This is a genomic window from Ottowia thiooxydans DSM 14619 (genome assembly GCF_000422885.1).
GTDB lineage: Bacteria > Pseudomonadota > Gammaproteobacteria > Burkholderiales > Burkholderiaceae_C > Ottowia > Ottowia thiooxydans.
This window is the reverse complement of record NZ_AUGX01000026.1, coordinates 20,285-46,816: the sequence shown is the minus strand read 5'-3', so window position 1 is coordinate 46,816 and position 26,532 is coordinate 20,285. Positions and strand designations below refer to the sequence as shown.

Annotated in this window: 20 protein-coding genes; 11 read left to right on the top strand and 9 right to left on the bottom strand. The window is 57.6% G+C overall.

The genetic code is table 11. The features are described 5' to 3' along the window. The first annotated feature begins 28 nt into the window (after window positions 1-28). The 3 genes from G518_RS0118880 (at window position 29) to G518_RS41070 (ending at window position 4,459) form a co-directional block, all read left to right on the top strand. Window positions 29-1,105 carry a Fic family protein gene (locus G518_RS0118880; protein WP_028603874.1) on the top strand — a complete coding sequence of 359 codons (1,077 nt, stop codon included), beginning with the start codon at window positions 29-31 and terminating at the stop codon, window positions 1,103-1,105. A gap of 100 nt (window positions 1,106-1,205) precedes the next feature. After that, window positions 1,206-2,969, top strand: coding sequence for a type I restriction endonuclease subunit R (locus G518_RS41075; RefSeq protein ID WP_245598030.1), 1,764 nt, complete (start codon window positions 1,206-1,208; stop codon window positions 2,967-2,969). A 68-nt stretch (window positions 2,970-3,037) separates the two neighbouring features. After that, window positions 3,038-4,459 carry a type I restriction enzyme endonuclease domain-containing protein gene (locus G518_RS41070; protein ID WP_245598028.1) on the top strand — a complete coding sequence of 474 codons (1,422 nt, stop codon included), beginning with the start codon at window positions 3,038-3,040 and terminating at the stop codon, window positions 4,457-4,459. A gap of 181 nt (window positions 4,460-4,640) precedes the next feature. On the opposite strand, the gene G518_RS0118870 is transcribed toward G518_RS41070, so the two are convergent. The 3 genes from G518_RS0118870 to G518_RS0118860 form a co-directional block, all read right to left on the bottom strand. After that, the gene (locus G518_RS0118870; protein ID WP_028603873.1) at window positions 4,641-5,582 is read right to left on the bottom strand and encodes a DUF5655 domain-containing protein; all 942 of its coding nucleotides are present in this window, start codon (window positions 5,580-5,582) and stop codon (window positions 4,641-4,643) included. A gap of 257 nt (window positions 5,583-5,839) precedes the next feature. Then, window positions 5,840-8,386, bottom strand: coding sequence for an IPTL-CTERM sorting domain-containing protein (locus tag G518_RS38640; protein ID WP_051237024.1), 2,547 nt, complete (start codon window positions 8,384-8,386; stop codon window positions 5,840-5,842). Window positions 8,387-8,708: 322 nt separating this feature from the next. Continuing rightward, window positions 8,709-9,500 carry an NAD(P)H-dependent oxidoreductase gene (locus G518_RS0118860; protein WP_028603872.1) on the bottom strand — a complete coding sequence of 264 codons (792 nt, stop codon included), beginning with the start codon at window positions 9,498-9,500 and terminating at the stop codon, window positions 8,709-8,711. Window positions 9,501-9,600: 100 nt separating this feature from the next. Here G518_RS0118860 and G518_RS0118855 point away from each other — a divergent pair, with 100 nt between their 5' ends. Next, window positions 9,601-10,503, top strand: coding sequence for a LysR family transcriptional regulator (locus G518_RS0118855; RefSeq protein ID WP_028603871.1), 903 nt, complete (start codon window positions 9,601-9,603; stop codon window positions 10,501-10,503). Window positions 10,504-10,579: 76 nt separating this feature from the next. Here G518_RS0118855 and rtcR read toward each other — a convergent pair whose 3' ends face one another. After that, window positions 10,580-12,184, bottom strand: coding sequence for an RNA repair transcriptional activator RtcR (gene rtcR, locus G518_RS0118850; RefSeq protein WP_028603870.1), 1,605 nt, complete (start codon window positions 12,182-12,184; stop codon window positions 10,580-10,582). Window positions 12,185-12,390: 206 nt separating this feature from the next. Here rtcR and G518_RS0118845 point away from each other — a divergent pair, with 206 nt between their 5' ends. The 4 genes from G518_RS0118845 (at window position 12,391) to rtcA (ending at window position 17,920) form a co-directional block, all read left to right on the top strand. Further along, window positions 12,391-13,965, top strand: a complete 1,575-nt coding sequence (locus tag G518_RS0118845; protein ID WP_028603869.1) for a vWA domain-containing protein — start codon at window positions 12,391-12,393, stop codon at window positions 13,963-13,965. 681 nt (window positions 13,966-14,646) lie between these two features. Further along, a complete protein-coding gene (locus tag G518_RS0118840; RefSeq protein ID WP_028603868.1) occupies window positions 14,647-15,873 on the top strand; it encodes an RtcB family protein in 1,227 nt (408 codons plus the stop codon). A 66-nt stretch (window positions 15,874-15,939) separates the two neighbouring features. Then, the gene (locus G518_RS0118835; RefSeq protein ID WP_051237036.1) at window positions 15,940-16,752 is read left to right on the top strand and encodes a nucleotidyltransferase domain-containing protein; all 813 of its coding nucleotides are present in this window, start codon (window positions 15,940-15,942) and stop codon (window positions 16,750-16,752) included. Between the two features lie 130 nt (window positions 16,753-16,882). Beyond that, on the top strand, window positions 16,883-17,920 hold the full coding sequence (rtcA, locus tag G518_RS0118830; protein ID WP_028603866.1) for an RNA 3'-terminal phosphate cyclase: 1,038 nt from the start codon (window positions 16,883-16,885) through the stop codon (window positions 17,918-17,920). A 71-nt stretch (window positions 17,921-17,991) separates the two neighbouring features. On the opposite strand, the gene G518_RS0118825 is transcribed toward rtcA, so the two are convergent. The 4 genes from G518_RS0118825 to G518_RS0118810 form a co-directional block, all read right to left on the bottom strand. Then, window positions 17,992-19,176 carry an HPP family protein gene (locus G518_RS0118825; RefSeq protein WP_084651982.1) on the bottom strand — a complete coding sequence of 395 codons (1,185 nt, stop codon included), beginning with the start codon at window positions 19,174-19,176 and terminating at the stop codon, window positions 17,992-17,994. 32 nt (window positions 19,177-19,208) lie between these two features. Next, window positions 19,209-19,634: a MarR family winged helix-turn-helix transcriptional regulator gene (locus G518_RS0118820; protein WP_028603864.1), complete on the bottom strand. Its 426-nt coding sequence runs from the start codon at window positions 19,632-19,634 to the stop codon at window positions 19,209-19,211. 130 nt (window positions 19,635-19,764) lie between these two features. Continuing rightward, a complete protein-coding gene (locus G518_RS0118815; RefSeq protein ID WP_028603863.1) occupies window positions 19,765-20,973 on the bottom strand; it encodes a Fic family protein in 1,209 nt (402 codons plus the stop codon). A 392-nt stretch (window positions 20,974-21,365) separates the two neighbouring features. Beyond that, window positions 21,366-22,631, bottom strand: a complete 1,266-nt coding sequence (locus G518_RS0118810) for a DEAD/DEAH box helicase (RefSeq protein ID WP_028603862.1) — start codon at window positions 22,629-22,631, stop codon at window positions 21,366-21,368. A gap of 67 nt (window positions 22,632-22,698) precedes the next feature. Here G518_RS0118810 and G518_RS0118805 point away from each other — a divergent pair, with 67 nt between their 5' ends. Continuing rightward, on the top strand, window positions 22,699-23,064 hold the full coding sequence (locus G518_RS0118805; RefSeq protein WP_028603861.1) for a translation initiation factor Sui1: 366 nt from the start codon (window positions 22,699-22,701) through the stop codon (window positions 23,062-23,064). 51 nt (window positions 23,065-23,115) lie between these two features. On the opposite strand, the gene G518_RS0118800 is transcribed toward G518_RS0118805, so the two are convergent. Continuing rightward, a complete protein-coding gene (locus G518_RS0118800; protein ID WP_028603860.1) occupies window positions 23,116-24,042 on the bottom strand; it encodes a LysR family transcriptional regulator in 927 nt (308 codons plus the stop codon). Between the two features lie 187 nt (window positions 24,043-24,229). Between G518_RS0118800 and G518_RS0118795 the strand changes: the two genes are divergently transcribed. Both G518_RS0118795 and G518_RS0118790 read left to right on the top strand, forming a co-directional pair. Continuing rightward, a complete protein-coding gene (locus tag G518_RS0118795) occupies window positions 24,230-25,558 on the top strand; it encodes an aspartate aminotransferase family protein (RefSeq protein ID WP_028603859.1) in 1,329 nt (442 codons plus the stop codon). Between the two features lie 47 nt (window positions 25,559-25,605). After that, window positions 25,606-26,493: an amino acid ABC transporter substrate-binding protein gene (locus tag G518_RS0118790; RefSeq protein ID WP_028603858.1), complete on the top strand. Its 888-nt coding sequence runs from the start codon at window positions 25,606-25,608 to the stop codon at window positions 26,491-26,493. Window positions 26,494-26,532 lie beyond the last annotated feature (39 nt).

The following is a 26,532-nucleotide window of genomic DNA, read 5'->3' as shown; positions in this document are numbered from 1 at the left end:
CATCTGACCAAGCCAAGATTGCATTTGCATGCCCTTTGACCGCAGCCAGCCTTACAACGATCTGCCCCTGCTACCACCCGCCGTGGATTTGGAGAGCAAGGCGGTTTTGAAGCAAGCCATTGCTGCCAATCGGGTGTTGGCCAACCTGCGCGGACTGGCAGCGCAGATTCCCAACCAAGCGGTGCTAATCAATAGCATCGTGCTACAAGAAGCGCGGCTGTCGTCGGAGATTGAAAACATCGTCACCACGAACGATGAGCTTTACCGCGCCGATGTAGACCCTGACGGCAAAGCCGACCCGCACACCAAAGAGGTGCTGCGTTACCGCCAGGCGCTAAAATTTGGCTTCCATGAACTAGGCCAACGCCCGCTTAGCACCAATTTGTTCATCGATATTGTCCGCATCATCAAGGAAGTGGACATCGGCGTGCGCCGGGTGCCTGGCACCGCGCTGAAAGACGTTCGTGGGAATGTCGTCTACACGCCGCCTGTTGGCGACGCAGTGATTCGAGACAAGCTGTCTGACCTGGAGCGTTTCATTCATGCCGACGATGGTCTGGACCCGCTGATCAAGATGGCGGTGATGCATTACCAGTTCGAGGCTATTCACCCATTTGAAGATGGCAACGGACGCACAGGCCGCATCTTGAACCTGCTGTACTTGGTGGAACAGAAGCTGCTGGACATTCCGGTGCTGTTCTTATCGCGCTACATCATTGCCAACAGAGCTGCGTATTACGAGGGGCTGCGGGGCGTGACTGAGCGACAGGACTGGGAAACCTGGGTGGTGTACATGCTGAAGGCCGTGGAAAGCACGGCTCAACAGACCTTTGATCAAGTGATGCGTATCCGGGCACTCATGGAGCAAGTACGCGGACAAGTACAGCAGCAAGCCCCGAGCATTTACAGCAAGGATCTCATTGAGGTCATTTTCCGGCATCCATACACCAAGATTCAGTTCGTGGTCGAAGCGAACATTGCCAAGCGTCAGACGGCATCCGCTTACTTACAGACCTTGGCAAATTTGGGTTTTCTCCGTGCCAGTAAGCAAGGGCGCGAGATTTACTACATCAATGACGCCTTGTTTGCCGAGCTTTTGAAATGATGATGGAATCGACAGATTCGCAGGATATGTCGATTTTTCTATAAAAAATAAACATATTAAAAAATCATGTCGATGACATGAACATAAGGGAGGGCACTACGTGACCGAAGACCAGTTGGAGCAAGAAACATTGGCCTGGTTGGCTACCGTAGGCTACTCGGTGCACAACGGCCTAAACATTGCCCATGACGGCAGTAACCCACAGCGGGGGAACTACCGTGAGGTCATCCTCCTGCCTCGCCTGCGCGCAGCTGTAGAGCGGTTGAATCCACAGGTCCCAACTGCCGCCCTGGAAGATGCGCTCCGGCAGGTGATGAATTTAGGCATTCCGTCGCTGTTGAGTGCCAACCGAGTTTTTCACAAACTGCTGGTCAGTGGCGTGCCAGTGCAGTACCAAAAGGATGGCGAAACCCGCGGCGACTTTGTGCGCTTGATCGATTGGCAAAACGCCTCAAGCAACGAGTTCTGGGCAGTCAACCAATTCACGATCAAGGGACCGCACCATACGCGACGCCCGGACATCGTCTTGTTCGTGAATGGCCTGCCGCTCATACTTCTCGAGCTGAAGAACCCCGCTGATCAAACGGCCGATATCTGGAAGGCCTACGATCAGATTCAAACCTACAAAGAACAAATCTCCGATCTGTTTTTGTACAACGAGGTTTTGGTCGTCTCCGACGGCAGCGAGGCGCGGCTGGGTTCGCTCTCATCCAACGCTGAACGCTTCATGCAGTGGCGGACCATTGATGGCGTGCAACTTGACCCTCTGGGCCAATTCAATGAGCTGGAAACCATGGTTCATGGTGCTTTGGCTCCACGATATCTGCTGGACTACCTACGCTACTTCGTCCTGTTTGAAGAAGATGACCGATTGGTCAAAAAAATAGCTGGATACCACCAGTTCCACGCCGTGCGCGCGGCCATCGACCAAGTGGTGGCCGCGTCGCGCTCAGACAGTGCGGCTAGTTTGCGCGGAAAGGGCGGCGTGGTTTGGCACACCCAGGGCAGTGGCAAGAGCATCACCATGACTTGTTTTGCAGCTCGCGTGATGCAAGAGCCTGCGATGGAGAACCCGACCATCGTCGTGATCACAGACCGGAACGATCTGGATGGTCAGCTATACGGCGTATTTAGTCTGGCGCAAGACCTGCTGCGTGAGCAACCAGCGCAAGCCAACACGCGGCAGGAGCTGCGGCAGTTGCTTAGCAACCGGCCTTCAGGCGGCATAGTGTTTGCCACCATTCAGAAGTTCATGCCGGGCGAGGACGAAGACATGTTTCCAGTGTTGTCTGAGCGCAGAAACATCGTGGTGATGGCCGACGAGGCTCATCGTACGCAGTACGGTTTTGAAGCCAAGCTCAAGACGCGCAGGTTGAGTTCTAAGTCGAACCAGACCTCCGCTTTTTATTCACCCGCACAAACTGAGAATACAAGCATCGTCACCGGAGATGGAGACCTGCATCGCAGCAGTGGTGCCGTGCTAGCCCAGTTCAGCCCACCGGAATACAAAACGAGCTATCAGGTGGGTTATGCGCAGCATTTGCGCGATGCGCTGCCCAACGCCACCTTTGTGGCCTTCACGGGTACACCCGTCAGCAGCACTGATCGAGATACCCGCGCCGTTTTTGGTGACTACATCCATGTCTATGACATGCAGCAGGCCAAGGAGGATGGAGCCACCGTCGCTATTTACTACGAAAGCCGATTAGCCAAGCTCCGACTCAAGGAAGAAGACCTGTCTCTCATCGACGACGAAGTAGACGAGTTGGCGGAAGACGAAGAAGAAAGCGTCCAGGCCCGGCTAAAAAGCCAATGGGCAGCGCTCGAAAAAGTAGTGGCGCAACCCCGCGCATCGCAAGCGTAGCGGCTGACCTGGTGGCGCATTTTGATCAGCGCAACCAAACTCAAGATGGCAAGGCCATGATGGTGACGATGAGCCGCGAAATTTGCGTCCACGTGTACGACGAAATCGTGAAGTTGCGCCCTGACTGGCATGACGAAGACCCAGAGAAAGGCTCCATAAAAATCGTAATGACGGGCAGCGCCAGCGACAAGGCTCTGTTGCGCCCGCACATTTACAGTGGCCAAGTCAAGAAGCGACTGGAAAAGCGCTTTAAGGATCCCGCCGACCCACTGCGCCTAGTGATCGTGCGCGACATGTGGTTGACGGGCTTTGACGCGCCTTGCGTACACACCATGTACGTAGACAAGCCCATGAAGGGCCACAACCTGATGCAGGCCATTGCCCGCGTGAACCGCGTGTTCAAGGATAAGCAGGGTGGCTTGGTGGTCGACTATATTGGAATCGGGAACGAACTGAAGGCGGCGATGAAGGAGTACACGGCCAGCAAGGGCCGGGGCAAGCCGACTGTCGATGCGCATGAAGCCTTTTCTGTGCTGCTGGAGAAGCTGGACGTGTTGCGCTCCCTTCTGCACGGCTACAACTATGGCGGCTTTTTGACGGGCGGCCACAAGACCTTGGCGGGTGCAGCCAACCATGTGTTGGGGATTCCTTCGCAAGGCAAAGGCAGCCCACGCGACGGCAAGCAGCGCTTTGCCGACACGGCCTTGGCCATGAGCAAAGCCTTCAGCCTGTGCTGCACGCTTGATGAAGCCAAGGCATTGCGGGAAGAAGTGGCGTTTTTGCAAGCGGTGAAGGTCATCTTGACCAAGCGTGACATCAGCGCCTTGAAGAAATCCGATGCGCAGCGAGAGACCGCTATTCGGCAGATCATTAGCCAGGCGGTGGTGAGTGAACGCGTAGTGGACATATTCGACGCAGTGGGTCTGGAAAAACCAAACATTGGTCTGCTGGATGACGAATTCTTGGCTCAGGTAAGAAACCTGCCCGAGCGCAACCTGGCAGTGGAATTGCTCGAGCGACTGCTGGAGGGCGAGATCAAATCCAAGTTCGCCAGCAACGTGGTGCAGGAACGCAAATTCTCTGACATGCTCACCAGTGTGATTAGCCGCTACCAGAACCGCAGCATCGAAACTGCACAGGTCATGGAAGAGCTGGTGGCCATGGCCAAGAAGTTCAAAGAGGCCGCCAGCAGGGGCGAAGTCTTGGGCTTGACCGACGATGAGGTTCGGTTTTACGACGCCCTAGCCAACAACGAATCAGCCGTGAGAGAGCTGACCGATGAGACGCTCAAGAAAATTGCCCATGAACTGACCGACAACCTACGTAAAAACATATCCGTAGATTGGAGCAAGCGCGAAAGCGTACGTGCAAGCCTCCGCCTGATGGTTAAACGCATATTACGCAAGTACAAATACCCACCAGATTTCGCCGATTCTGCCGTGGAATTAGTGCTGCAACAGGCTGAGGCGCTTGGGGAAAGCTGGTCATAGGCATGGGGTAACACCGGCCTGCGACCACCAAAGCTCCAGTTCGGCATTGCGGCGCTTCTAGAGGCCTTGAAGATGCCGAGCAGGAGCTCGGCGGCCCCAGGAATGCCGAATACCAAAACGCTCAACGGTAGATTTCAACCTCGATAGGTTGCTTCTGATGCGCATGGGCTCCCAATTGCACTCACCCCTCTTGATACGCACGTTCTAACAGAGGCTTGGCTTTCTCTAAGTCGGCAACAGTGTTCAGGATCAGCTCAACATCACCGGTCCCCCAATGTCCGACATTGCTGACATCACGACTGAAACCCGTCTCTAAAGCCACGCTGCCGGGAGCCAGCTTCAAATACACCTGCAAACGGTTCGCTTTCGGTACTACGGCGGCAAAGTTCTTGAGCTTCTTGAATGCCATATACAGATGTAGCTGCTTCTCCGTCACGTCATCGCCCAGCGAATACAAGAACGAACTCAGCTCACCATACAGCGCACGAATGTCTTCATGTGCAAGGGCCATTTGCTCTATAAAGCTTTTGTCCTTGGACACGGGCTTTGGCACATCTTCAGCCGAATTCTCCGGGCCAGGTTTCATCACATTGGCAGAAATCGGCTTGGCATCTACAGAAGTTTGTGTATTTACCAACTCAAGCAACAAGAGTTCCGTGCCGAAATGTTTGTAGCGAATCAACTCAATGTTGCGTGGAATCTGCTGCACCGCGTGCTGGTCGTATTTGGTGAAGTCAGCAGCTATGCAAATCAGGCGTGTTCCTTCCCACTCCACCGCATCGGCCACATCCTTTCCTAGCTTTTCCATGACTAACCAACGGAATTCAGCCTTGTGGTCCAGTAGCCAATCAAGGTAGAACAGGCCTTGATTGATGACGTTCTCTTTGCTGTGGCGCTTGTACTCAATGATGACGGGGCAGTCGTTTTCATCTAAACCCAAGGAATCGATTCGGCCGCGATGCGTTTTTCCTGTGGTGTATTCAGTCGCTAGAAAACGTACGCCGAGAAACGTTTCCATGTGAGTTTCGACAAGCGCCTGGAGATTTCTCTCCAGAGCTGCAGAATGACTCCCCAGCTCGATGACAGAGTCGGCTTGTAGACGGAAAAGTTGAATGTCGGCCATAGATCTATATCAAACCAGTGAAGATGATTCAGCAAATTGCACTGTGCCCGAATCTAGCAAAGTCCCCACCTTCGTTCGTGAGCAGATCACCAAGTGACATCTTGAACGCAAGCGCGGGGCCGTCTTTCCCGTGCTGAGAATGACGGAGTTGTGTGAGTGGTGATGGAGAGGGGAGATGCCGAGCAGGAGCTCGGCGGTCCCGGCACAGTCAAGAACTCACGCTCGGCTTGAGTTCACGCAGGCGAGCGCGGACCGATTCAACCCAACACGCGCCTGCGGGCTACTGCCCATCCTCCTACAACCAGAGAAAGCAGTATCAGCCCCCATTGACTGAGTGTCGGCACGGGGACGGTAGTACTCCCGGCAACCACCTGATCAAACGCGGCACTGCGCTGCTCAGGATAGTTGTCATCACCGCTGTAGCGTGCAACGATTAGGTGCGAACCCGGTGTGGTGAGCTGCGTGGTGGTGATGGTCGCCTGGCCTGCGACCAGCGGGGCCGAGCCTAGCAATGTTCCGCCCTCTGAAATCTCTACCGTGCCCCCGGGAACGGGTGCGGCTTTGGCAAGGATGTTGGCCTGCGCGCCCGCCAGCGGCTCAACGGAGATCGTGAATGTCACCTCTTGGCCGGCGAGCGATGGATTAGGCGTTGAGCTCACCACGATCGATTGCGTAGGCAACACGACGTCAAACGTCCTGACGACTGGGGGAGCAGCCACGAAAGCTGTATCCCCTGTCTGGGTAGCTCGCAGTGTGCAGGAACCCGCAGCACTGAACTCCACAACTCCCGGCGTGGCGATAGTGCAAACGCCGCTATCCACGCTGATACTCACCGCAAGGCCCGAAGTGGCTGTGGCCTGTGGCGTGTATGACTCTCCCACGATCTGCGGGGAAGGCTGGGGAAAGTTGATGGTCTGTGTGCCTTGTGGAACTACCCCGTTGGTGGTGGCTACAGGTGAATCTGTGACACCGTTATTGGCCACGATCACAAAGCTGTAGTTCGTGCCATTGGTCAGATTCGTGACCGTGCATCCAAGCGCACCAGTCGTCGTGCACTGTCCGGTGCCATCTTGCTCGGCGGTCACGGTATAGCGGATGATGGCACTGCCTCCGTCATGGTCTGGCGCCAGCCAGGTGACATCTGCGGTGGTGTTTCCGGCTACGGCGGCCGGGTTGTTTGGTGCGCTCAAGCTTGGCACCGGCCGTATGGCCGAAGACATGGATGACTCCGGCCCCAGGCCATTGGCGTGCCTGGCGCGCACGGTGAATCTGTAGTCTGTGCCGTTCGTCAAACCAGTCACAGTGCATTGCAATGCAGGCGCAGTGGCTGTACAGCCTGCACTGGCCGGACTGGAAGTGACTTCATAGCCCACCGGGGGATTGCCACGGTCATCAACGGGAGCGGTCCAGCGTACCTCAACCTGCTGGTCACCAGCGGTGCCCGTGGGGGTGCCGGCCGGGTCAGTGAAACGGACCATCTGAGCGATAGAAGGAACACCATCCACAATCAGGCGCGCCATGTATAGGCCCGCAGGGAGCACACCCAGTGCGGGTGATTGGAAGCTCGTGCTGGTATGTGATGCAGCGCTCAGGAGTGTGATGTTGCCGTTTCCCACGCGCTGCAAATGCAGTTGCGGTGTGCTGGTGCCGCCAGCGCCCTTGAACCCGCTTCCGGTCAAGGTCAGTGCCTGGCCACGACGCTGCAGCAGCGGCAGCGCATCCAGCACAGCGGCAGGGCCCAAGGGAACTGTTGGCTGATAGCGGGCAGCTTCTCCAAAGAAAGTTGTCGCAGGATTTGATTCATATCCCCCCGCCAGCAAAACCTCGCCACTGGGCAGAAGATGGGCGTTGCCGTTTTCTCTTCCCACGGTGATCACGTCTGCATTGCTCCAAAAGCCCGTTGCGGGGTCGTACAGTTCCGCAGTTTTCTGGGCATTGCGCGCTCCATCAGCGCCCCCGACGATCAGCACCTTGCCGGAGACCAACACCGTGGCATGTGCCAAGGGAGAGCCCATCGTGCCGTTACGCGGAAAGCTAAGCGTGCCCGTGGCCGTCCAGGTGTTGGCAGCAGGGTCGTACACCTCCGATTGCCCTGTCACGCCACCAGACGTATATCCCCCCGCCAGCAGCAGGCGTCCGTCAGCCAGCAGATTCATACTTGCGTAGTGGCGCGGAACCAGCGGCGGTGCAGCCAGTGACCATGAGCCTGTGAGCGGATCGTAGATTTCCGCTCCAGGGACCTGTCCGCTTGACTGGGTTCCTGACGCCACCAACACACGCCCATCCCGCATCAGCACGGCAGTATGGGCACGTCGCGCCGTAGCCATGCTGCCCGTAGCGGCCCAGGAGCGGGTCACGGGATCATAAAGTTCTGCTGATCTCTCATTGCTGCCACCGGCCACCAGCACTCTGCCATCTGACAGCAGCGTCATGGAAGGCAGGCCGCGCACAACTGTCTGCATTCCCGCGTCGGACCATGCGTTCGTCACCGGGTCGTACAGACGTGCTTGCCTGCTTGCATCGGTGCGAACAAGAACCTGCCCCGTACCTAACGTCACGGCCTCCGTGACATTGCCGTTGATGCCCATCACACCCAAGGACGCCCAGGTGCCGCTAGTCAATCGCTCGGCATCCAAAACAAACCCATTTCGGTTAACCCCACCGAACACGGCAACAGAACCGTCATCGAGCAACGCACCCGCATGCTGCGCTCTCGGTGTCAACATCGTCGCATCCGGCACCCAGGCGGCTACCGCTCCCGTTTGAAAACCAGCGGCGAGCAGCATCAGCCCTGCAGTTTGCATGCACCGTTTCAAGCGGCTGAAATGACTCGCACTTCTCATGGGTACTGATCCCGAACGTTGCATATGACGGCTCCTCTTGGATGATCCGTTAGGCCAGAATGAGTAAAGGGATAGCCTAATCGCATGCGGTTTGCGAATAGATACACCCTAAGGTACTCAGAAACAACTGCTGCGTATTATGTCAATTTCTCGCCCTCCTACTCATGCACTGCACATGCTGCAACAGCAAATGTTTTGATTGCAGCCCGCCTCACAACGATCTTTCCCCTGTAACTACCGCTATGGTTTTGGAGAGCCGGCTTCCCCCAGCATCACGGGGAGGTCAAGAAACATCCGCGATGTGCGCTGTCAAACCAGTCTGATTCGGCGCAACGTGGTCTGCAAGCACATGGCGGTCCGGGTAGTCGCCGCCGTTCTGTGAACGGAACGCTATAGGCTCGTCTTCAAACAGCCGCTCCACCCGGCTGCGCCACGCCATGGTGGCCTCGGCCATGCCTTTGGCTTCTAGCCCTGCAGTTCCGTACACCGCGAAAGTCGGTAGTACCTGCATGCCAGGAAAGAACAGGGTGCCGTGCGTGATGGGGAAAAGCAGTTGCTCCAAGGGCCCATTGATGCCACGTGGGGAATAGTCCTGGGCCGAACCGCCCACAGACACACCCAGCAGCGCTCGCTTTCCCGCAAAGCCGCCTTCTCCGTAGCGATAGGTGTTACCAGCCCCTCGGTAGCCGTAGGCCAGGCCAAAGGCCCACACGCGGTCCACCCACCCCTTCATGATGGCCGGCATGCTGTACCACCACAGGGGAAAAATCAGAATCACCGCGTTGGCAGCCAGAATCTTGCGCTGCTCCTCTACGACATCGGGCGTTTGCCAACCATTGGAGAACGCGTTCCCTGACTCTTCGATGAAAGACAAGCGATCCTGATTGACTCGCTGGGGGAAGTCCTGGTCATCGAATACAGCCTTCCATCCCATGCCGTACAGATCTGAGTGCAAGACCTCGTGGCCTTGAGCCTTCAGCACCTCGGAAGCGATATCGGAGAGTTGGTGCGTCACGGAGGTCCGCTCGGGGTGCGCATGAACGATGAGGACATTCTTTCTGTTGATTAACTGCATGTCTTGGCTTTCACAGCGCGTGGATAGTTGAATAAGCAGCAGTTTGGACAGGCTTCAGGTATCTGTGAAATAAAAACACTTTTCCTCTACTATCCAAAAAATGGATAGCAAGAAGCTGGATCTCAATCTCTTGGTCACTCTGGAAACTCTCCTGGCGGAACAGAACGTGACGCGCGCTGCCGAGCGCCTGCACCTCAGCCAACCGGCTGTCAGCACACAGTTAGGCCGCCTGCGCGAACTGTTTGATGACCCTTTGCTGATCCCGATTCAACGTGGAATGACGCCCACGGCCAAAGCTCTGGAATTGCTTGGCCCGCTTCGCCAGGCGCTCGATCAAGTACGCGCCACGTTGGCCGAGCACCGCCACTTCAACCCCGAAAAGGCTGACCTCACCGTCGTCATCGCCTGTACCGACTATCTCCAGACGGCAGTGGTTCGGCCGTTGGCCGTTGCGCTTAGAAAGCAAGCGCCCGGTCTGCGGATTGCCTTGCGCCATCTCGAACCGTCTGCGTTGGAAACACAAATGGCTGGTGGCGAGGTCGATCTGGCGCTGATGACGCCCGAGCACGGCCCTGGCAGCCTCCGCAGCCGACATCTCTTCGATGAGCGATACGTGCTCATCGGCCGGCGAGGGCATCCCGGGCTGCGGGGCAGTCTCTCCGTGGAGCGCTTCGCGCAGCTTGATCATGTCATCGTCTCGCTACGTGGCGGGGACTTCACAACCCCGGTAGACGAAGGTCTCGCAGCGCTAGGCTACCGCCGCAAGGTGGCGCTTTCCGCCGCGTCGTTTCTGGTCGTGCCGGAGATCGTTGCCCACTCGGACTTTGTAGCCTTGGTGCCGGAGCGGCTGGTGCGCGATCACCGCGATGCACTCATGATTGTCGAATGCCCGTTCCCTGTGCAGGGCTTCAGCGTGAGCATGTTGTGGCACGAGCGAAACCATAGCCACAGCGGGCAACGATGGGTTCGCGAAATCGTCATGGAGCTTGCACGCGAGCTCTAGATCGTAGACAACATCGACCGTAAAACCCCGTCAATGGATCAAACAGCGCAGCGCCAAAGGCTTACCGAGAACCGCCTCACGCCTGTTGGCGCACTTCATCCCAAGTCAACTCAAACTTGAGCAAATATTTCCGCAGCCGATCAGCGTCGTTCACCACTGAGCGCTGCATGCGTGACTGATCAAAGAGGCGTCGCCCTGCCTCGGAAAGCGTTGGCGACTCTCTGCATACGCGAACAACGCTTTCGAGTTGCATGCGGTCGAACAGGTCCAGCTTGCTCTCGGCATCCACCGGTAGCAGGGCGCCAAGGTCGACGTTTGGTGCCGTTAACTCCCCTGCCGGTTGCCATAGCCATCGTAGGCGCTGTATTTCAGCATCTACCAGCGCCGTGGAAATACGCCCACCATCGGCTAGCGTTGCCATGCGTGTCACGCTGGCAGATAAATCGCGGAAGTTGCCGCTCCAAAGTGCCTCTGCGGATTTGGCGAACTGAAGATATCTCGTCTTGGCCTCGGCGTTAAAACGAACGGCTTGGCCTGTTTCTGCAGCTGCTCGTATGAGCAGATGGTCCATATTGGGCTCGATATCTTCCGGGCGCTGTGCCAAGCTGGGCAGTGTGTACGCCCAGAGGTTGATACGTGCGAACAAGTCTTCTCGAAAACGCCCCTGCGCCACATCAAGGCGCAGATCACGGTTGGTGCCGGCGATCAGCTGGAAATCGCTGCTGACCTCGCGGTCGCTGCCCATAGGAAAGAAACGTTTCTCTTCCACGGCCTTCAGCAGCATGGCCTGCTCGTCCAGCCCCAGCTCGCCGATTTCATCAAGAAAAAGCACACCCTGATGCGCCGTGCGCAGCAGCCCCGCCCGGTCTGCAGCAGCTCCTGTGAAAGCCCCCTTCTTGTGGCCGAACAAGGTGGAGGCGGCCCCATCCCCACGCAAGGTGGCGCAGTTCACCTCGACAAAATCGCCTTGCACCTGATGGCGCGACTTCTTCAGCTCGAACATGCGCCGCGCCAGATGGGACTTGCCGGCGCCGGTGGGGCCTGTGAGCAAGATAGGCGCGTGCGAGCGCACAGCCACGCGCTCAATCTCCTCGATCAAGGCATTGAAGCGCTGATTGCGAGTAGGGATGCCACTTTTCAGGAACTCCAGCGCTTCCGAATGGGCTTGGCTGAAGCGCTGGGCCAGAACGTTGTAGCGCGAGAGATCCAGGTCAATGAGCGTGTAGCTGCCAGGGTTGCCCGCCTGCTGTTTCTTCGGCGGAGCCGTTTGCAGCAGCACGCCAGGGATGAAGCGAGATTCCACCATCAAGAACATGCAGATTTGCGCCACATGGGTGCCGGTGGTGATGTGGGCCCAATACTGCTCATGATCCGGATCAAAGTGATAAGCGCGCGCCCAGTCATAAAGCGCCGCGTACATCTCACCGAAATCCCAGGGGTCTTCTACATCGATGCGCACCAGGTTCACGACGGTGCCCGGCGAAGCCCCCGCAATGTCTCGCACCAGGGTGTGGGCCAAGGCCTCATAGCGCGTGGTGTAGAGCAACTCCAGGCGGTCAATCTGTGTGTCTTCGTGCTGAACCAGGGAAATCGTGGGCCGCCACTTTTCCCAGCGACCTGCGCCTTGACCGGAATCCAGCTGGGTTCCCATGAAACCGACGACAACGTTCTTTTTAGCCATAGCTTTCTAGATATCTTACTAGCTGAAATTCTAGTATTTTCAATAGCCTTTATGCATTGAGTTTGGTGAATTCGATAGGAAACAGGAAATAAATCAATGCAAATCAATAACTTGCATTTATTCGGCTAAGAAATCTCAGAAGTTGGCACACCCTTTGCAAAGTAATTGGCACGAACAACAAGTTGAATGCAAAGAGAAGAACAATCATGGTCAACACACAACTCTTCCAAACCCTCAGAGGCGCCCTACTGCCTACGCCCACTGCACGCAATGCAGAGCAGGCGCCGGCTTACGCTTTCAGCCCCCGTCATCAGCTGGCACAACTGGCCACTACGGGCTGCCTGAGCAAGACCTTCTATGCCCATGCGGAAGACCAACTCGACAAAGTGACCGCACTGGCTCAAGAGGTGGATGCCACCTTCGTCGCCAAGACTGCCATCTATGCCCGTGAATCCGGCTATATGAAGGACATGCCAGCACTGCTCGCAGCCAGCCTGGCTGTGCGTGATGTGGCTCTGCTGAATCAGGTGTTTTCACGCGTGGTTGATAACGGCAAGATGCTGCGCAACTTCGTGCAAATCCTGCGCAGCGGCGCCGTAGGCCGCAAATCGCTAGGTACCCGCCCTAAGAAGCTGGTACAGCACTGGCTGCTGACGGCAACCGAGAAGCAACTGCTGAATGCCGCCGTGGGCAACACGCCTTCGCTGACCGACGTGGTGAAGATGGTTCACCCCAAGCCTTCCGAGGCCTGGCGTGCCGCCTGGTTCGCGTGGTTGATAGGCAAGCCACTCGATGAAGCGGCTCTGCCGCCCATCACGCAAGCGTTCGAACGCTTCAAGCGCGAAAGTGCCCAAGGCGTAGCGACCCATGTGCCGGAGGTTCCGTTCCAGATGCTGACTGCACTGAATCTGGACTCCACCCAGTGGACGCAGATCGCTCGCACTGGTTCTTGGCAGATGGTGCGTCAGAACCTGAACACCTTTGCTCGTCACGGCGTGTTCGAAGTCGAAGGGATGACCGATGTGATCGCTGCCAAGCTGCGTGATCCACTGGCTGTGGCCAAGGCTCGTGTGATGCCCTACCAGCTCATGGCTGCGTTCAAGGCAACCGGAGAAGCCGTGCCACAACCAGTGCGTGATGCGCTGCAGGATGCGATGGAAGTCGCGCTGAACAACGTGCCCAGCTTTGCGGGGCGTGTGGTGGTGTGCCCTGACGTGTCGGGCTCTATGAGCTCGGTCGTGACTGGCCATCGCGGTTCTGCGACATCCAGCGTGCGTTGTATCGACGTGGCGGCCTTGGTCGCTGCGGCGGTACTGCGCAAGAACCCTCAGGCTCGTGTATTGCCATTCGAGCAAGAGGTGGTGAAGCTGTCGTTGAACGCCCGCGACTCGGTAATGACCAATGCGCAAGCACTGGCCAAGATCGGTGGCGGGGGTACCAACTGCAGCGCGCCGCTGGCTCTGTTGAACCGTGAGCGTGCGCCGGTGGATCTGTTGATCCTGGTCTCGGATAACGAGTCCTGGGTTGATGCCAACCGGCACGGAGCGACGCAGACCCTGCGCGAATGGGAAGTGCTGAAAAAGCGCAACCCTAAAGCGCGCCTGGTGTGCATAGACATCCAGCCCGGTGTGACCACACAGGCAGCGGAGCGCCACGACATCTTGAATGTCGGCGGATTCTCTGATGCAGTGTTCACCATGGTCGCGAGCTTTGCGAACGGCCAGATGGACGCAGAGCACTGGGTCGGTGAGATCGAAAAGGTCTCACTGGTGCAACAGTAGCACTGCGGTAGATGATTTTGATTTGGTGTCCCAGGCGAATGCCTGCAGGAGTACAGCACGTTAGGCCGCGCGGGCCTGCTAGCCCGCAACGGAGAACCCGTAGGCCGCTCTTGCAACTCTCGTCGCCTGGGGCATCAAACCTTGACGAACAGACGTCGTCGCGTGGCGAATGCAGGTGGGGCTACATTGTTGATATACGCCTCATCAATTGTTAGTCGTCACGCGGGGAGTTACTGGTTTTTTGCGCGAATGCTGACAGGACTACATCGACGCCCGGGGGATCGAACCCCCAACCGGGAAACCGGTCTGGCAACGTCTTGTCGACCCTTGTCGCGCATTTTTTTGATGTCTTGCTGCGAATGCAGGTGGAACTACAGACTTTCACTCTCGGGGTCACGGGTTCGAATCCCGTCGGTTTCTGCAAAGAGACCGTAGCTCAGTGGTAGAGCACGAATGTTTCACCAATCCTTGTCGCAGCAGGGCATCGCCTATTTAGCGTTGAATGCAGATGAAATTACAAATAGCTCATAGCGAGCAGGGCGTGTCTCCAGAGCCATCTGGAAGCGCCCGTACTGCGCCCCCCGGTCCAGCAATGGAAGCGGGTTGAAAATTTCATTGACGTGGGGCTCTCTTGTAGAGAGCTCCTGACTTAGTCACCGCACTTTTTTTGAGAATAAGAACATGTCAAAGCAAAACTACAACGTAGAAGAAATCTCCGGCGGTGTGCCGGTAAAAATGTGGACCCAAGGTGTCCCTGTGGAAGATGAGGCGCGAAAGCAGCTCGCCAACGCCGCTCGCCTGCCCATCGTGTTCAAACACATCGCGGCCATGCCAGATGTACACCTGGGTATTGGCGCCACTGTAGGCTCTGTGATCCCAACGCTGAAAGCCATCATCCCGGCCGCCGTGGGTGTGGATATTGGCTGCGGCATGATGGCCGCCAAGACCACGCTGCGTGCGGAAGATCTGCCTGATAACCTGGCACCACTGCGCTCGGCCATAGAAAGGGCTGTGCCACACGGGTCCAGCCCCAAGAGCCGTGGCCGCGATAAAGGTAGCTGGGAAAATCCACCTGAAGCGGTAGATCAGATCTGGGCCACGCTGGTGGGTGAGTTCGATTCGCTTTGCGAACTGCACCCGCGTCTCGCGAGCACAAACAACCGTAAGCACTTGGGCACACTGGGTGGCGGAAACCACTTCATTGAGGTCTGCCTTGATGAAGCGGGCTTCGTGTGGTTCATGCTGCACTCTGGTTCGCGCGGTGTGGGAAATGCCATCGGTACGCACTTCATAGAGCTGGCCAAGAAAGACGCGGAGCGCCATCAACGTAATCTGCCAGATAAAGACCTGGCTTACTTCGAAGAAGGCGCCCAGTATTTTGGTGACTACGTGCGTGGTGTGTCCTGGGCACAAAAGTTCGCGATGAAGAACCGCGAAGTAATGATGGCCAACCTGATCGCCACGGTGCGTTTGGTGATTACCAAGCCGTTCGATGCGCATGTGGAAGCAGTGAATTGCCACCACAACTACGTGCAGCAGGAGCGCCACTTCGGCCAGGATGTGTTCGTGACCCGCAAAGGTGCCGTAAGTGCCAAGCGCGGTGAGATGGGCATCATTCCGGGAAGCATGGGCGCACGCAGCTATATTGTGCGCGGCCTGGGAAACCCGGAAAGCTTTGAGAGCTGCAGCCACGGCGCGGGCCGAGTGATGAGCCGCACCAAGGCCAAGAAGATGTTCACTCTGGAGGACCAGGCGAGGGCTACGGCGGGCGTTGAGTGTCGAAAGGATGCTGACGTTATTGACGAAATCCCGATGGCCTACAAAGACATCGATGCCGTTATGGCGGCGCAGAGCGATCTGGTCGAAGTGGTGTACACCCTGAAGCAGGTCGTGTGCGTGAAGGGATAGGTGGATGAGGGCCTTGTGCTCTCATCCACCCATGAGAATGAACTGGGGGAAGAGAACATGAAGGGAATGGAAACCGTTCTGAGCGCGCACCCTGTCTCGGATGAGATGCGGGTCACCATCAAGGAGAACCTGGCGGCACTCGAACGGCAGCATCAGGTCAAGGTGCTGTTCGCTTGCGAGTCCGGCAGCAGGGGCTGGGGCTTTGCCTCGCCAGACAGCGACTACGACGTACGATTTGTCTACGTCAACCGGCTTGACTGGTACCTGACCGTGAGCCCGGGCCGCGACGTGATCGAGCAGCCCATCAGCGGTGAGCTGGACATCAATGGCTGGGATTTGCGCAAAGCGCTGCAACTGGCGAGCGATTCCAATCCCACCTTGCTCGAATGGCTGCGCTCGCCCATCATCTACCAACAGGAAAATCCGTGGGCAGACCGGCTTCGCACCTTGGCTGAGGAGAGTTTTTCGCCGGTACGAGGCTATCACCACTACGTGTCGATGGCCAAGAAAAACCTGCGGGAGCACTTGTATGGCGAGGTCGTCCGGTACAAGAAGTATCTGTATGTCTTGCGCCCATTGTTGGCGGCACGCTGGATACGTGAGGGGCGCGGCGTTCCGCCGATGCGCTTTGCGGAACTGGCCAGCGCCACCCTGACGGATCGGGCCTTGCTGGATGAAGTGAACGCGCTGCTGGAGATGAAGATGCGGGCGGGGGAGGCGGCGACGAGCCCGCGCTGGGTGGGGATCCACCACTTCATTGAGGCAGAACTGGCCGAAGCGATGGCCCACACCATCGCCAAAGGCCCCAGGGCAGATGGAGTGCATCTTGACGAGTATCTGCATGATGCCGTGCTGCACTTCGACACGCGAGCCTATTGATACGGCCTTATGAAGTTTGAAATCCGTTGTCCCTGGAAAGGGCCTAAACCCTTCGACAAGCTCAGGGCGAACGGTTAATACATCACCGTGCTGGATCAATAGAAGTACTTAAGAAGAATTTGAGAACAAGATGATTGAAATTGATGGCTCCGCCGGTGAGGGTGGAGGACAAATCCTGCGGACTTCGCTAGCGCTTTCCATGTGCACGGGGCAGCCGTTTGCGCTGACGAAGATCCGCGCCGGCCGGGCCAAACCTGGTTTGATGCGCCAGCACCTGACCTGCGTCAATGCGGCCACTGAAATCTGCGGCGCTGAAGTCCATGGTGCTGAACTGAATTCCCAGACCCTGAGCTTCAGGCCGGGCCAGGTGCGCGCGGGTAACTACAACTTCAACGTTGGCACGGCGGGCAGCTGCACGCTGGTACTGCAGACGGTGTGGCCAGCACTGTTGATGGCCGATGCTCAGAGTCATTTGAAGCTGGGCGGTGGCACGCACAACCCCATGGCGCCGCCTTTCCACTTCCTGGAGCGCAGCTACGCACCCTTGCTGCGCAGGCTGGGCGCCAATGCCGAACTCAAGCTGCGCCGGCTCGGCTTCTACCCTGCAGGTGGCGGTGAAATAGAGGTAGTGATCAAGCCCGCGATCAACGAGCTTGAGCCGTTCGATTTGAACGACCGTGGTGCCGAAGTACAAGCCCATGCGGAATGCCTGGCACCGGCACTGAACCGTTCCATCGCCCGCCGGGAGCTAGAGCAACTCGGTGCATCATTGGGTTGGAGTGAAGATCAACTGCGCGTGGCACCTGCCCGCCAGAACGAAGGACCAGGGAACGCCTTGATGGCAACACTCGCCTATGAGCAGGTCACTGAGGTCTTTACTGCGTTCGGTGAAAAGGGTGTCAGCTCCGAGAAGGTCGCACGCAACGTGGCGCAAGAAGTGAGCGCCTACCAGGCAAGCGATGCCGCGCTCGGCCCGCACTTGGCCGATCAGTGGGCGCTGCCACTTGCTTTGGCTGTAGGGAAGCGCCAGCGCGCGGCGGCCTACACCTGTACTGAGCTCACCCTGCACGCGAAAACCAACTTTGAAATGGTTGAGCGGTTCCTGCCTGTGAAGTTTTTGACCACACCTATAAAGGGAGGTTGGCAGGTCAGGGTTCAACCCACATAGCACCTGGACAGAAGCTCACTGAGTCGACCTCCTGCACCCTGAAGACAGCGGACCCGGCACGGGCCCTGTCTTTATGCATTGGTCTGGTAGATCGCCTGGTAAAGAGAGCGCACCAAATCAGTTTGCGTGATGATCCCCTTGAGTCGTTTTTCTTCATCGATCACCGGAATATGGTGGTGACCTCCATGGGAGAACAGCGGCACCAGTTCCGCCACATGCCTCTCTTCACTCGCCACACGAACTTCGCGGGACATGATTTGTCCGACTACTTCAGGCCTGTTGGACTGCGCGCCGCCATTTTTGCGGACAAGGTTCATCAGGCGTCGGCCTATTCCGTCGTGCGAGCGGAGGTCAGCGTTTCGCATGAAATCCGCCATCGTGACGATGCCAACCAGACGGCGTTCGCGATCCGTGATGGGGAGCGCCTTGATCTGGTGTTCACGCATCAGGGCCCATGCATCGGCCAGCGAAGCTCCGAACTGTGCGCTGACGGGGTTAGGCGTCATGACATCCTTGCAGCGAAGTTGACCAAAGGTGCGTTGGTAGGCGTTGGCTTCGGCGTGGTGGAGCAACGCTTCCAGATCGTCACGGCTCACATCAAGAACCTGGTTGTAATGCGCCAGGGCTGCGTCGAGGTCTGTTGCGCTGAAGCGCGAAACCGCACCTTCAGCGCGTGTTGCCGGCAGGGATTGGCTATGGGGATACGCACGGCCGGTCAAAGAGTTGTATACAACGCCTGCCACGATCAACAGAATCGAATTGACGAGGATTGGAAACACCGCGAAAGAGAAACTCTGCGCTGTGAGTGCCGCAAACAGAGCCGAAGCGCCCCCCGGAGGATGCACGCACCGCAAGGCAAACATCACGCCGATGGCAACGCCCACCGCGATCGCGCCAGCCCATACGGGATCGGGGACGACCATGGCCACGGCCACGCCAACCAGTGCAGACAGAGTGTTACCGCCGAAGACCGACCACGGCTGAGCCAGCGGGCTTGCAGGCACCGCGAAGACGAGAACGGCGCTCGCGCCCAGAGGCGCCACGAGCCACGGACCTAAGTGATAGACATCAGCCCACCAGCGGCTAAGCAAGCCTGTCATGGCAATGCCGACAAAAACCCCAATACTCGCGCGCAAACGCTCTCGACCGTCCACAGGCAAACGCGCAGGTCGAAAGCGCGTCAGATAACGGACGAGCCGGGTCCCGAAGGAAACAGGAGGATTGGCCAAGGGCAACTCGGTTGTAGTTTGTTCCATGCGTACTTCAGAGAGTCAGCGATGCGCGTGTTTCACGCGTGGCCCGGGAAGTCGATCTTGGGGACCTGGAACGCGCCGCCCAGCGATTTCAGTTCGGCGCGATGAAGGGCCGCCAGACGCTGCAACAACACTTCTGCGCGTGCGAGGAGATGCACCTCCACCGACCGGCGATCGACCGTGCTCGCGCGACGCTCGACCAGAGACAGCGCTTCACAGCGACTGGCCAGTGCAACGGCTGCATGTGGTTGGATCTGCAAACGTTCTGCGATTTCCCCGACCGATGCCCATGTTCGTTCAGGCGTGCCCTTGATGTGCAAGAGCAGCAGGTACTGCTGCGGCGTTAACCCTTCTTGCGCAGCGGCGCGCTCCGAGAAGCGCTCGAAGCGCCGCATCTGATAGCGAAATTCAGAAAGAGTCTCGAAGTCGGATTTGACAAGTGTGCTGGACTTGTTCGCCATGTGTGCATCAAATAAACCAAAAAATTATATCGTGCCACGATATATTTTGCATGCACTTTGGCTTGGCTGGATTGACTGGCGACTAGGGCGTGTTCTGCTCAAACGGGTTGCATCAACACCGCGTTGAACACTAATCGAGCATGACTGTGGACGCTTCCGGATAAAGGTTCGGCAGCAGGATGTTGAGCGCGGACATCGGAAAGCCGATGCGCAACGCTCCACGGTGACCATCGCTCTTGAGTAGGCCATCGCTAAGGAATCGCGATACCACCTTGCGCCCGGTCCGCTCCTCTAGCCCAGTCATCCGAATGAAATCACCACGCGACATGGCACCACTTACTGCCAGGGTCTGCAGTGGCAGAACGGCCTCATCGCGGTACTCAGTAAGTCCTTCTGTGGCACCCTTGACCATGACATGAGCTCGCAAGCGGTCTTTGAGCTTAGGAAGGTCGAGCATGGAGCCCATGAAGTTCACCTGGTCTTCGCAGAGCTCGATGAAATAGCAGCACCACGCCCAAAGCATTTTTTGGCTGAGGTTGCCCCGCCCGTCGAGGTCTCCCTGGTGGGCACTGTCAGCGCCATCGAGCATCTCGTAGTAGCGCTCGCGCTGGCGCGCCAGACCGCGATTAACCGACCACAGCCCGCCACTAATGGGAAAAAGTGCACAGTGCGTCTGCAGACGGCTAGCTCGCCCATTGCCATCCTCGAATGGGTGCGTCCAGGCCATGCGATGGTGTGCCGACGCGATGTTAATCAGCACGGCATCCACCCCATGCAACCGGCCATATACCTGATCCATGCGAGCGAGGAATTGTGGCAATGACTTCCATGCTGGCGGTTGATGGCGGCCGACAACCACCTCGTGCACACGCAACCCAGCGGGCTCGACCACGCGACCATCCTCTGTGGTGCGGTCTTCGCGTGACAGCCGACTGTAGAGACTCTTGTGGGCCTCGCGCAGGAACGCGCTGCTCAAGGCTGAGGCTTCTGTTGTCACACTCGGTTCGAGTTCGCGCTCGGCTTCGATGTGTGCCAATGCAATTCGCTGCCGTTTGGCTACATCGGGTTTTTCGGAGAAATCGTGCCGCAGTGCCCGTTCGATGTTTGCCGGGTGGGTCGCTTGCCCCTCGATGCCATTCGAGTAGTAGGAGTTCATAGAGCGCACGATTTCCCGTATGGCGGATCTTGCCTCAGGACTAGCAGACGCCTTCAATGCAGCCGATTTTTCGAAGACTCGCCGCGTGGCGTCAACCAGCTCCACCAAATTTTGAGCAGGCAGTAGCGGCTCAAACTGGTGGGGTTGATCGTAGATCGCAATCAGGTCAGACTTAACAGACATATTTTCCGGTTTCTATGTCCTCGCATATTAACAATTTTATTGTTCAATATCAATAATTTGCTTTACTAAATCCTTGAGCACTTCTCTCTTTTTTTTCCGGTTCTATTTCCGGATATTTTCCTCTAATACCCAAACGTCGATTTTGGTAACCGTTGGTCTTTACCCCCGAGAACAGCCGCCTTCGCAACGTCTATCCCCGGATACTGCGACGAACTTCGGTCCGACGGTACTCACCACAAACGCTCTTTTGAGAGTGCTTGTGGCTCGTAGCCGCTCTTAAAAGATTAAAGTTTCGCTACCGTTTAAGAAAGCAGATCTCTGCAAAGCGCTGGCTTGTCAGGAAGCAGTATTCCGTAACGTATTTTTTCGGATGATGTTGACACCAAACCCAGCTAATCAGCCGATGCATTCTTCTGCTGAGCAGCGGCGCGCAGCTTGTCCTTCTTGCTTGGGCGCTTGCCCTTTATGCCGCCGTTGTTAGGCGCCACGCTCTGCACGGGAGATGCCGCCTCTGCGGTATCAGTGGGCTCGAAACCCGGCACATGCTCACGCGGCAGGCTCAGGCCCTGGCGCTTTTCGATCAGGGCGAAATGCGCTTCGGTGCTGGCGCTGACGAAACTGATGGCCAAGCCGCTCTGGCCCGCCCGGCCGGTTCGCCCTATGCGGTGTACGTGGTCTACCGGGGAGCGCGCCAGGTCATAGTTCACCACTGCTGGCAACTGGTCAATGTGCAGGCCGCGTGCGGCCAGATCCGTGGTGACCAATACATCCCAGCGCGAATCTTTGAACTCGTCCAGTACCTGCTTGCGCGCGCCTTGGCTCAGGCCACCGTGGAAGGAAGTGGCGAACAAGCCATCACGGTGCAGCTTGCTGGCCACATGCTCGGCGGCGTACTGGCTGGCCACAAAAACCAGCACGCGCTCCCATTTGTACTCCTTGACCAGATGGCGCAGCAACTGCGTGCGCTTGCGTTCGTCCACCTGAATCACGCGCTGCGTCACGGCGGGCGCGCTGTCAGGCTCAGGCGGGAGGTCGATGCGCACGGGCTCGCGGAGCAGACCTTGGGCAAGGGCTTCCACGTTGGGGGGGAAGGTGGCGGAAAAGAACAGGTTCTGCCGCCGTGCAGGCAACAGCGCCAGCACACGATTCAGCTCTTCGGCAAAGCCCAGGTCCAACAGCCGGTCAGCCTCGTCCAGTACCAGTTGTTCGACGCCGGACAGACGCAGTGCGTTGTGCTCTACCAAGTCTAGAAGGCGGCCGGGCGTGGCCACCACGATGTCAGCCCCGCCGCGCAGAGCCATCATCTGCGGATTAATGGAGACACCGCCAAAGGCCACCACGGTCTTCGGGCGCGGCAGCAGGTTTTCTCCCAGGCCGCGCAGCACTTCGCCCACCTGGGCGGCGAGTTCCCGGGTGGGCACCAGCACCAGGGCACGTACACGGCGTGGAGAGGTAGTGCCGGCCTGCTGCAGATGTTGAAGCAGGGGCAGGGCGAAGGCAACAGTCTTGCCAGAGCCAGTTTGTGCGGTGGCGAGCAAATCCGAGCCGCTGAGTGCTGCTGGAATGGCCAGGGTTTGAACGGGCGTGGGCTGGGTAAAACCCAGAGCGCTGGTGGCGCCGGCGAGTTCGGGCGAGAGGCCCAATGAGGTAAATGGCATGGCGCGTAGTGAAATTTTGGCGAAGAGCCGTATGGGGCAGTGTATGCGGGCGGTACGATCGGGGGCCATGAAGAAGCAATCACTCTCCATCGGCGGCCTGGTGTATTCCACTGAAGGGGGTCGCATGTGCCCGGCTTGCCGTCAGCCGGTGGCGCAATGCACTTGCAAGTCCACCAACCCCGTGCCGGTAGGCGACGGCGTGGTCAGGGTCTCGCGCGAAACCAAGGGGCGAGGCGGTAAGGCGGTCACAGTGGTCAAGGGCGTGGCCTTGGACATGACAGGGCTGGCCACGCTGGGCAAGCAATTAAGAACGGCTTGCGGATCGGGCGGCACGGTCAAGGATGGAGTGATCGAAATCCAGGGGGATCACGTGGAGCGAGTGATGGCTGCGCTTCAGGCCCAGGGACATCGCGTGAAACGTGCCGGTGGGTGAGGCGCTGGATTCGCCGAGCTCCTGCGCGACATTCTCGTCAGCGGCGATCAGCTACCCACCGCCCTGATCGTGACGAAGCTGAATACGCTGCTGAATACGTTGCCATACGCGCTCCAGCACTTTACGACCGTTGTTGCGCAAGCGGTAGGCGACTACGTCCACCTCAGTACTCCATTGATCATCAGCCGCCAACACCAGATCAGGAAAGCGACCATTCTCCAGGCTGCTGTCTGGCAACCACGCCACACCCAGCCCCTTTTGAGCCATGTTGGCCAGCACATCTGTCATGGCTGACTCCACGATCGTCGTGCTGTGAAAATCTAGCGGCGCATTGTCAATGGCGGAATCGACCACTCGAGAAAAATAGACCGTGGGCGCATACATCAGCAGCGGCACTTTGCTCTGCGCGCTTCCCGGCAAGACAAACTTGGGTCTGCGGCCTTCCGGAGTGATTTCAGCCACGGAATAAGGGCGCACCTTCTCAGTGGCGAGCACGATTTTTTCATGGCGGCTCATGTCGGGCGCAATGGGGTTGGCCGCATGCTGATAGCAGATCACCATATCTACGCTGCCCTCAGAGAGCGATTGCATGGTGTCCAGCACATGGCCGGTTTCAATGCTGACGGCCACATCCAAGCCATGGCTCCAATCGCTCCACCATTGCGCCAAGCGGGTGGCCGCTAACGCAAAGGGCAACGCTACCCGCAGGATATGGCCTTCCTGCTCGCCCGCGGTTTCAGCTTTCACATCCGCGATCTGGCTGAGCAGAGCAATGGCCGATGGCCGAAACCGCTCACCCGCTTCGGTGATGCGCATGGGAAAGCAGGAGCGGTCTACCAGGGTAGCGCCCAGCCATCGCTCCAATGCCTGAATACGCCGGCTGAAGGCCGCTTGGGAGACATTGCGCAACTCCGCCGCGCGCGTGAAGTTGCGCACTTCGGTCAAGGTCACGAAATCTTGAATCCAGCGAGTTTCCATAGCTCTTAGCCCTTCGCGTCAGCGATTCCACATGTTATGTGAGTCCGGGCTGATTCCTGGCAGGACGTGATTCGTTTTATGCATAGCCCCTGCGTTCAACCAATCACGCCATTTGTGGAATTGGCATTGGACTGGCGAGGGGAAGTTTTCAATACTTTCACATCACCAACTGATTTTCAGAGAACGTATGAACACCCATCTGCGCGAGGCCGCTAAAGAATTCATGGTTCGCTACGGCGGCGATACCTTTCCCAGCTTGTTCCGGAGTGCCAAGGGCTCCATCGTCATTGACGATACCGGGCGCGAAATCCTGGACTTCACCTCAGGGCAGATGTGCGCCACCATTGGCCACAATCATCCCGCCATTGTGCAAGCGGTTCACGAAGCCGGGGAGAAGGCCTATCACCTGTTCAGCGGAATGATCCCTGAAGTGGTAGCCCAGCTCGCCGAGACGATGGCCAAGGACTGGATGCCCAAGGGCCTATCCAAGTCGATCTTCATCAACACCGGCTCTGAGAGCAACGAAGTGGCCATGCGCATGGCCAAGATGTTCACGGATGGTTATGAAATTCTTGCCGTAGGCGGGTCTTGGCATGGTGTGACGGGTGGTGCTTCGGCAGCGTCCTTCGCGAGCGACCGAAAAGGCTACGGCGTACACGTTCCCGGCGTCTTCGTGATGCCGGAGCCCAACTTGTACCGGCCCTACATCAAAGGTCTGGATGGAGAAGCCTCTGCCCTGGCTTGCCTGGAGATGGGCCTCAAGATGTATGACATGGCTTCCACCGGACGCCGCGCCGCCATCATTGTGGAGCCCATCATCAGCGCTGGTGGTGTGCTGGTTCCACCAAAGTCTTACATGAAGGCTCTGCGCGAAGCAGCAGATGAGCGCAACATGCTGCTGATTTTTGATGAAGCGCAAACCGCATTCGGCCGCATTGGGCATCGCCACGCTGCTGATTTCTTTGGTGTCACGCCAGACATCATGTCCGTCTCCAAAACCATGGGTGGCGGCCTGCCTTTGGCGGCGGTTGCCACTACCCCGGCGATTGAAGAGAGCATTCACTCCAAGGGCTTCACTTTCTACACCAGCCACGTGTCCGATCCATTGCCGGCCACCGTTGGACTGGCGGTGTTGCGCACCATTCAAGAGGAACACCTGATCGAGCGGGCGCAGACGATGGGTGGGTACCTGAGAAGGCGCCTTGAAGAACTGCAATCACGCTATGAAGCCATTGGCGATGTGCGCGGCGAGGGCATGCTTCTTGGCGTGGAACTCGTCAAAAGCCGTGACTCGCGTGAGCCCTTCCATGCACTGGGCGCACTCACGACACAGCGCTGCTACGAGTTGGGTCTCAGCATGAACATCCGCCGCCGGCCCGAGCGCGGTTCGGTCTGGCGCATAGCGCCTCCACTCACCACTACGCAGTCTGAGATAGACCGTGGCGTGGACATTCTGGATGAAGCTTTGAGGCTCAGCCTGGATGAGATTTCTCGCACCAAGCTCGTAGCCGCTTAAGTCAGCGCCATTGCCACCACTCCCCATGTTTGTTTAGGAGCGATCCCATGAAGATTCATCAAGTAGCTTTCGGCGCCATTGCCTGCCTGATCTCCGCCGTTGGTGTGCATGCACAAGACATCAACACCATCGCGAAAGTCAATTCTTCAGGGACCATCGTTCTGGGGGTCAGAGATTCCTCAGCCCCGCTTTCATACACACTGGGGAACAGCAAGTATCTGGGTTATCACATAGAGCTGTGCGAGAACATCGTCAAGGCCCTGTTCCCCAAGGCCAATGTTCGCTACCAAGTCGTCACGTCGCAAAACCGGATGCCCCTGGTCCAAAATGGCACGATTGATATGGAATGCGGCTCCACCAGCAACACTGCCGTGCGCAAAGAGCAAGTGGATTTTGCCCACACCACCTACATCACTGAAGCACGATATGCAGTGAAGGCCAATTCTGGCATCACGCGCAACGAAGACCTGGCAGGCAAGACTATCGTGACCACCACAGGCACCACCCTGGTTCCGCGACTGCGAAAGTTGGAGAAAGACGGCCTGAAGTTCAATCTGGTGCTGGCGCGAGATCATGCCGAAAGCATGCTTCTGGTGGACCAGGGAAGAGCCGACGCGTTCGCTATGGATGACAACACCTTGGCCGGAAACATTGCCAACCTTAAGAACCCACAGGACTACAAGATCGTAGGGACTCCGCTGGGCAAAGAGCCCATTGCTTTGATGCTGAGAAAAAACGACCCCGCGTTCAAGCAAGCCGTGGATTCGCATATCAAGAAGCTCATGGATTCAGGGGAGCTTCGCAAGCTGTTCGACAAATGGTTCATGAGCCCTATCCCACCTTCCAACACCTCGCTCAATCTGCCTTTCCCCGCCTCCTTGCAAGCAGCGTTTCAAGCGCCGAACAACGATCCGGCTGAGACGTATGGGAACTAGGGATCTCTGAGCCATCTTCCTCGAAGGCTCACGGATCAC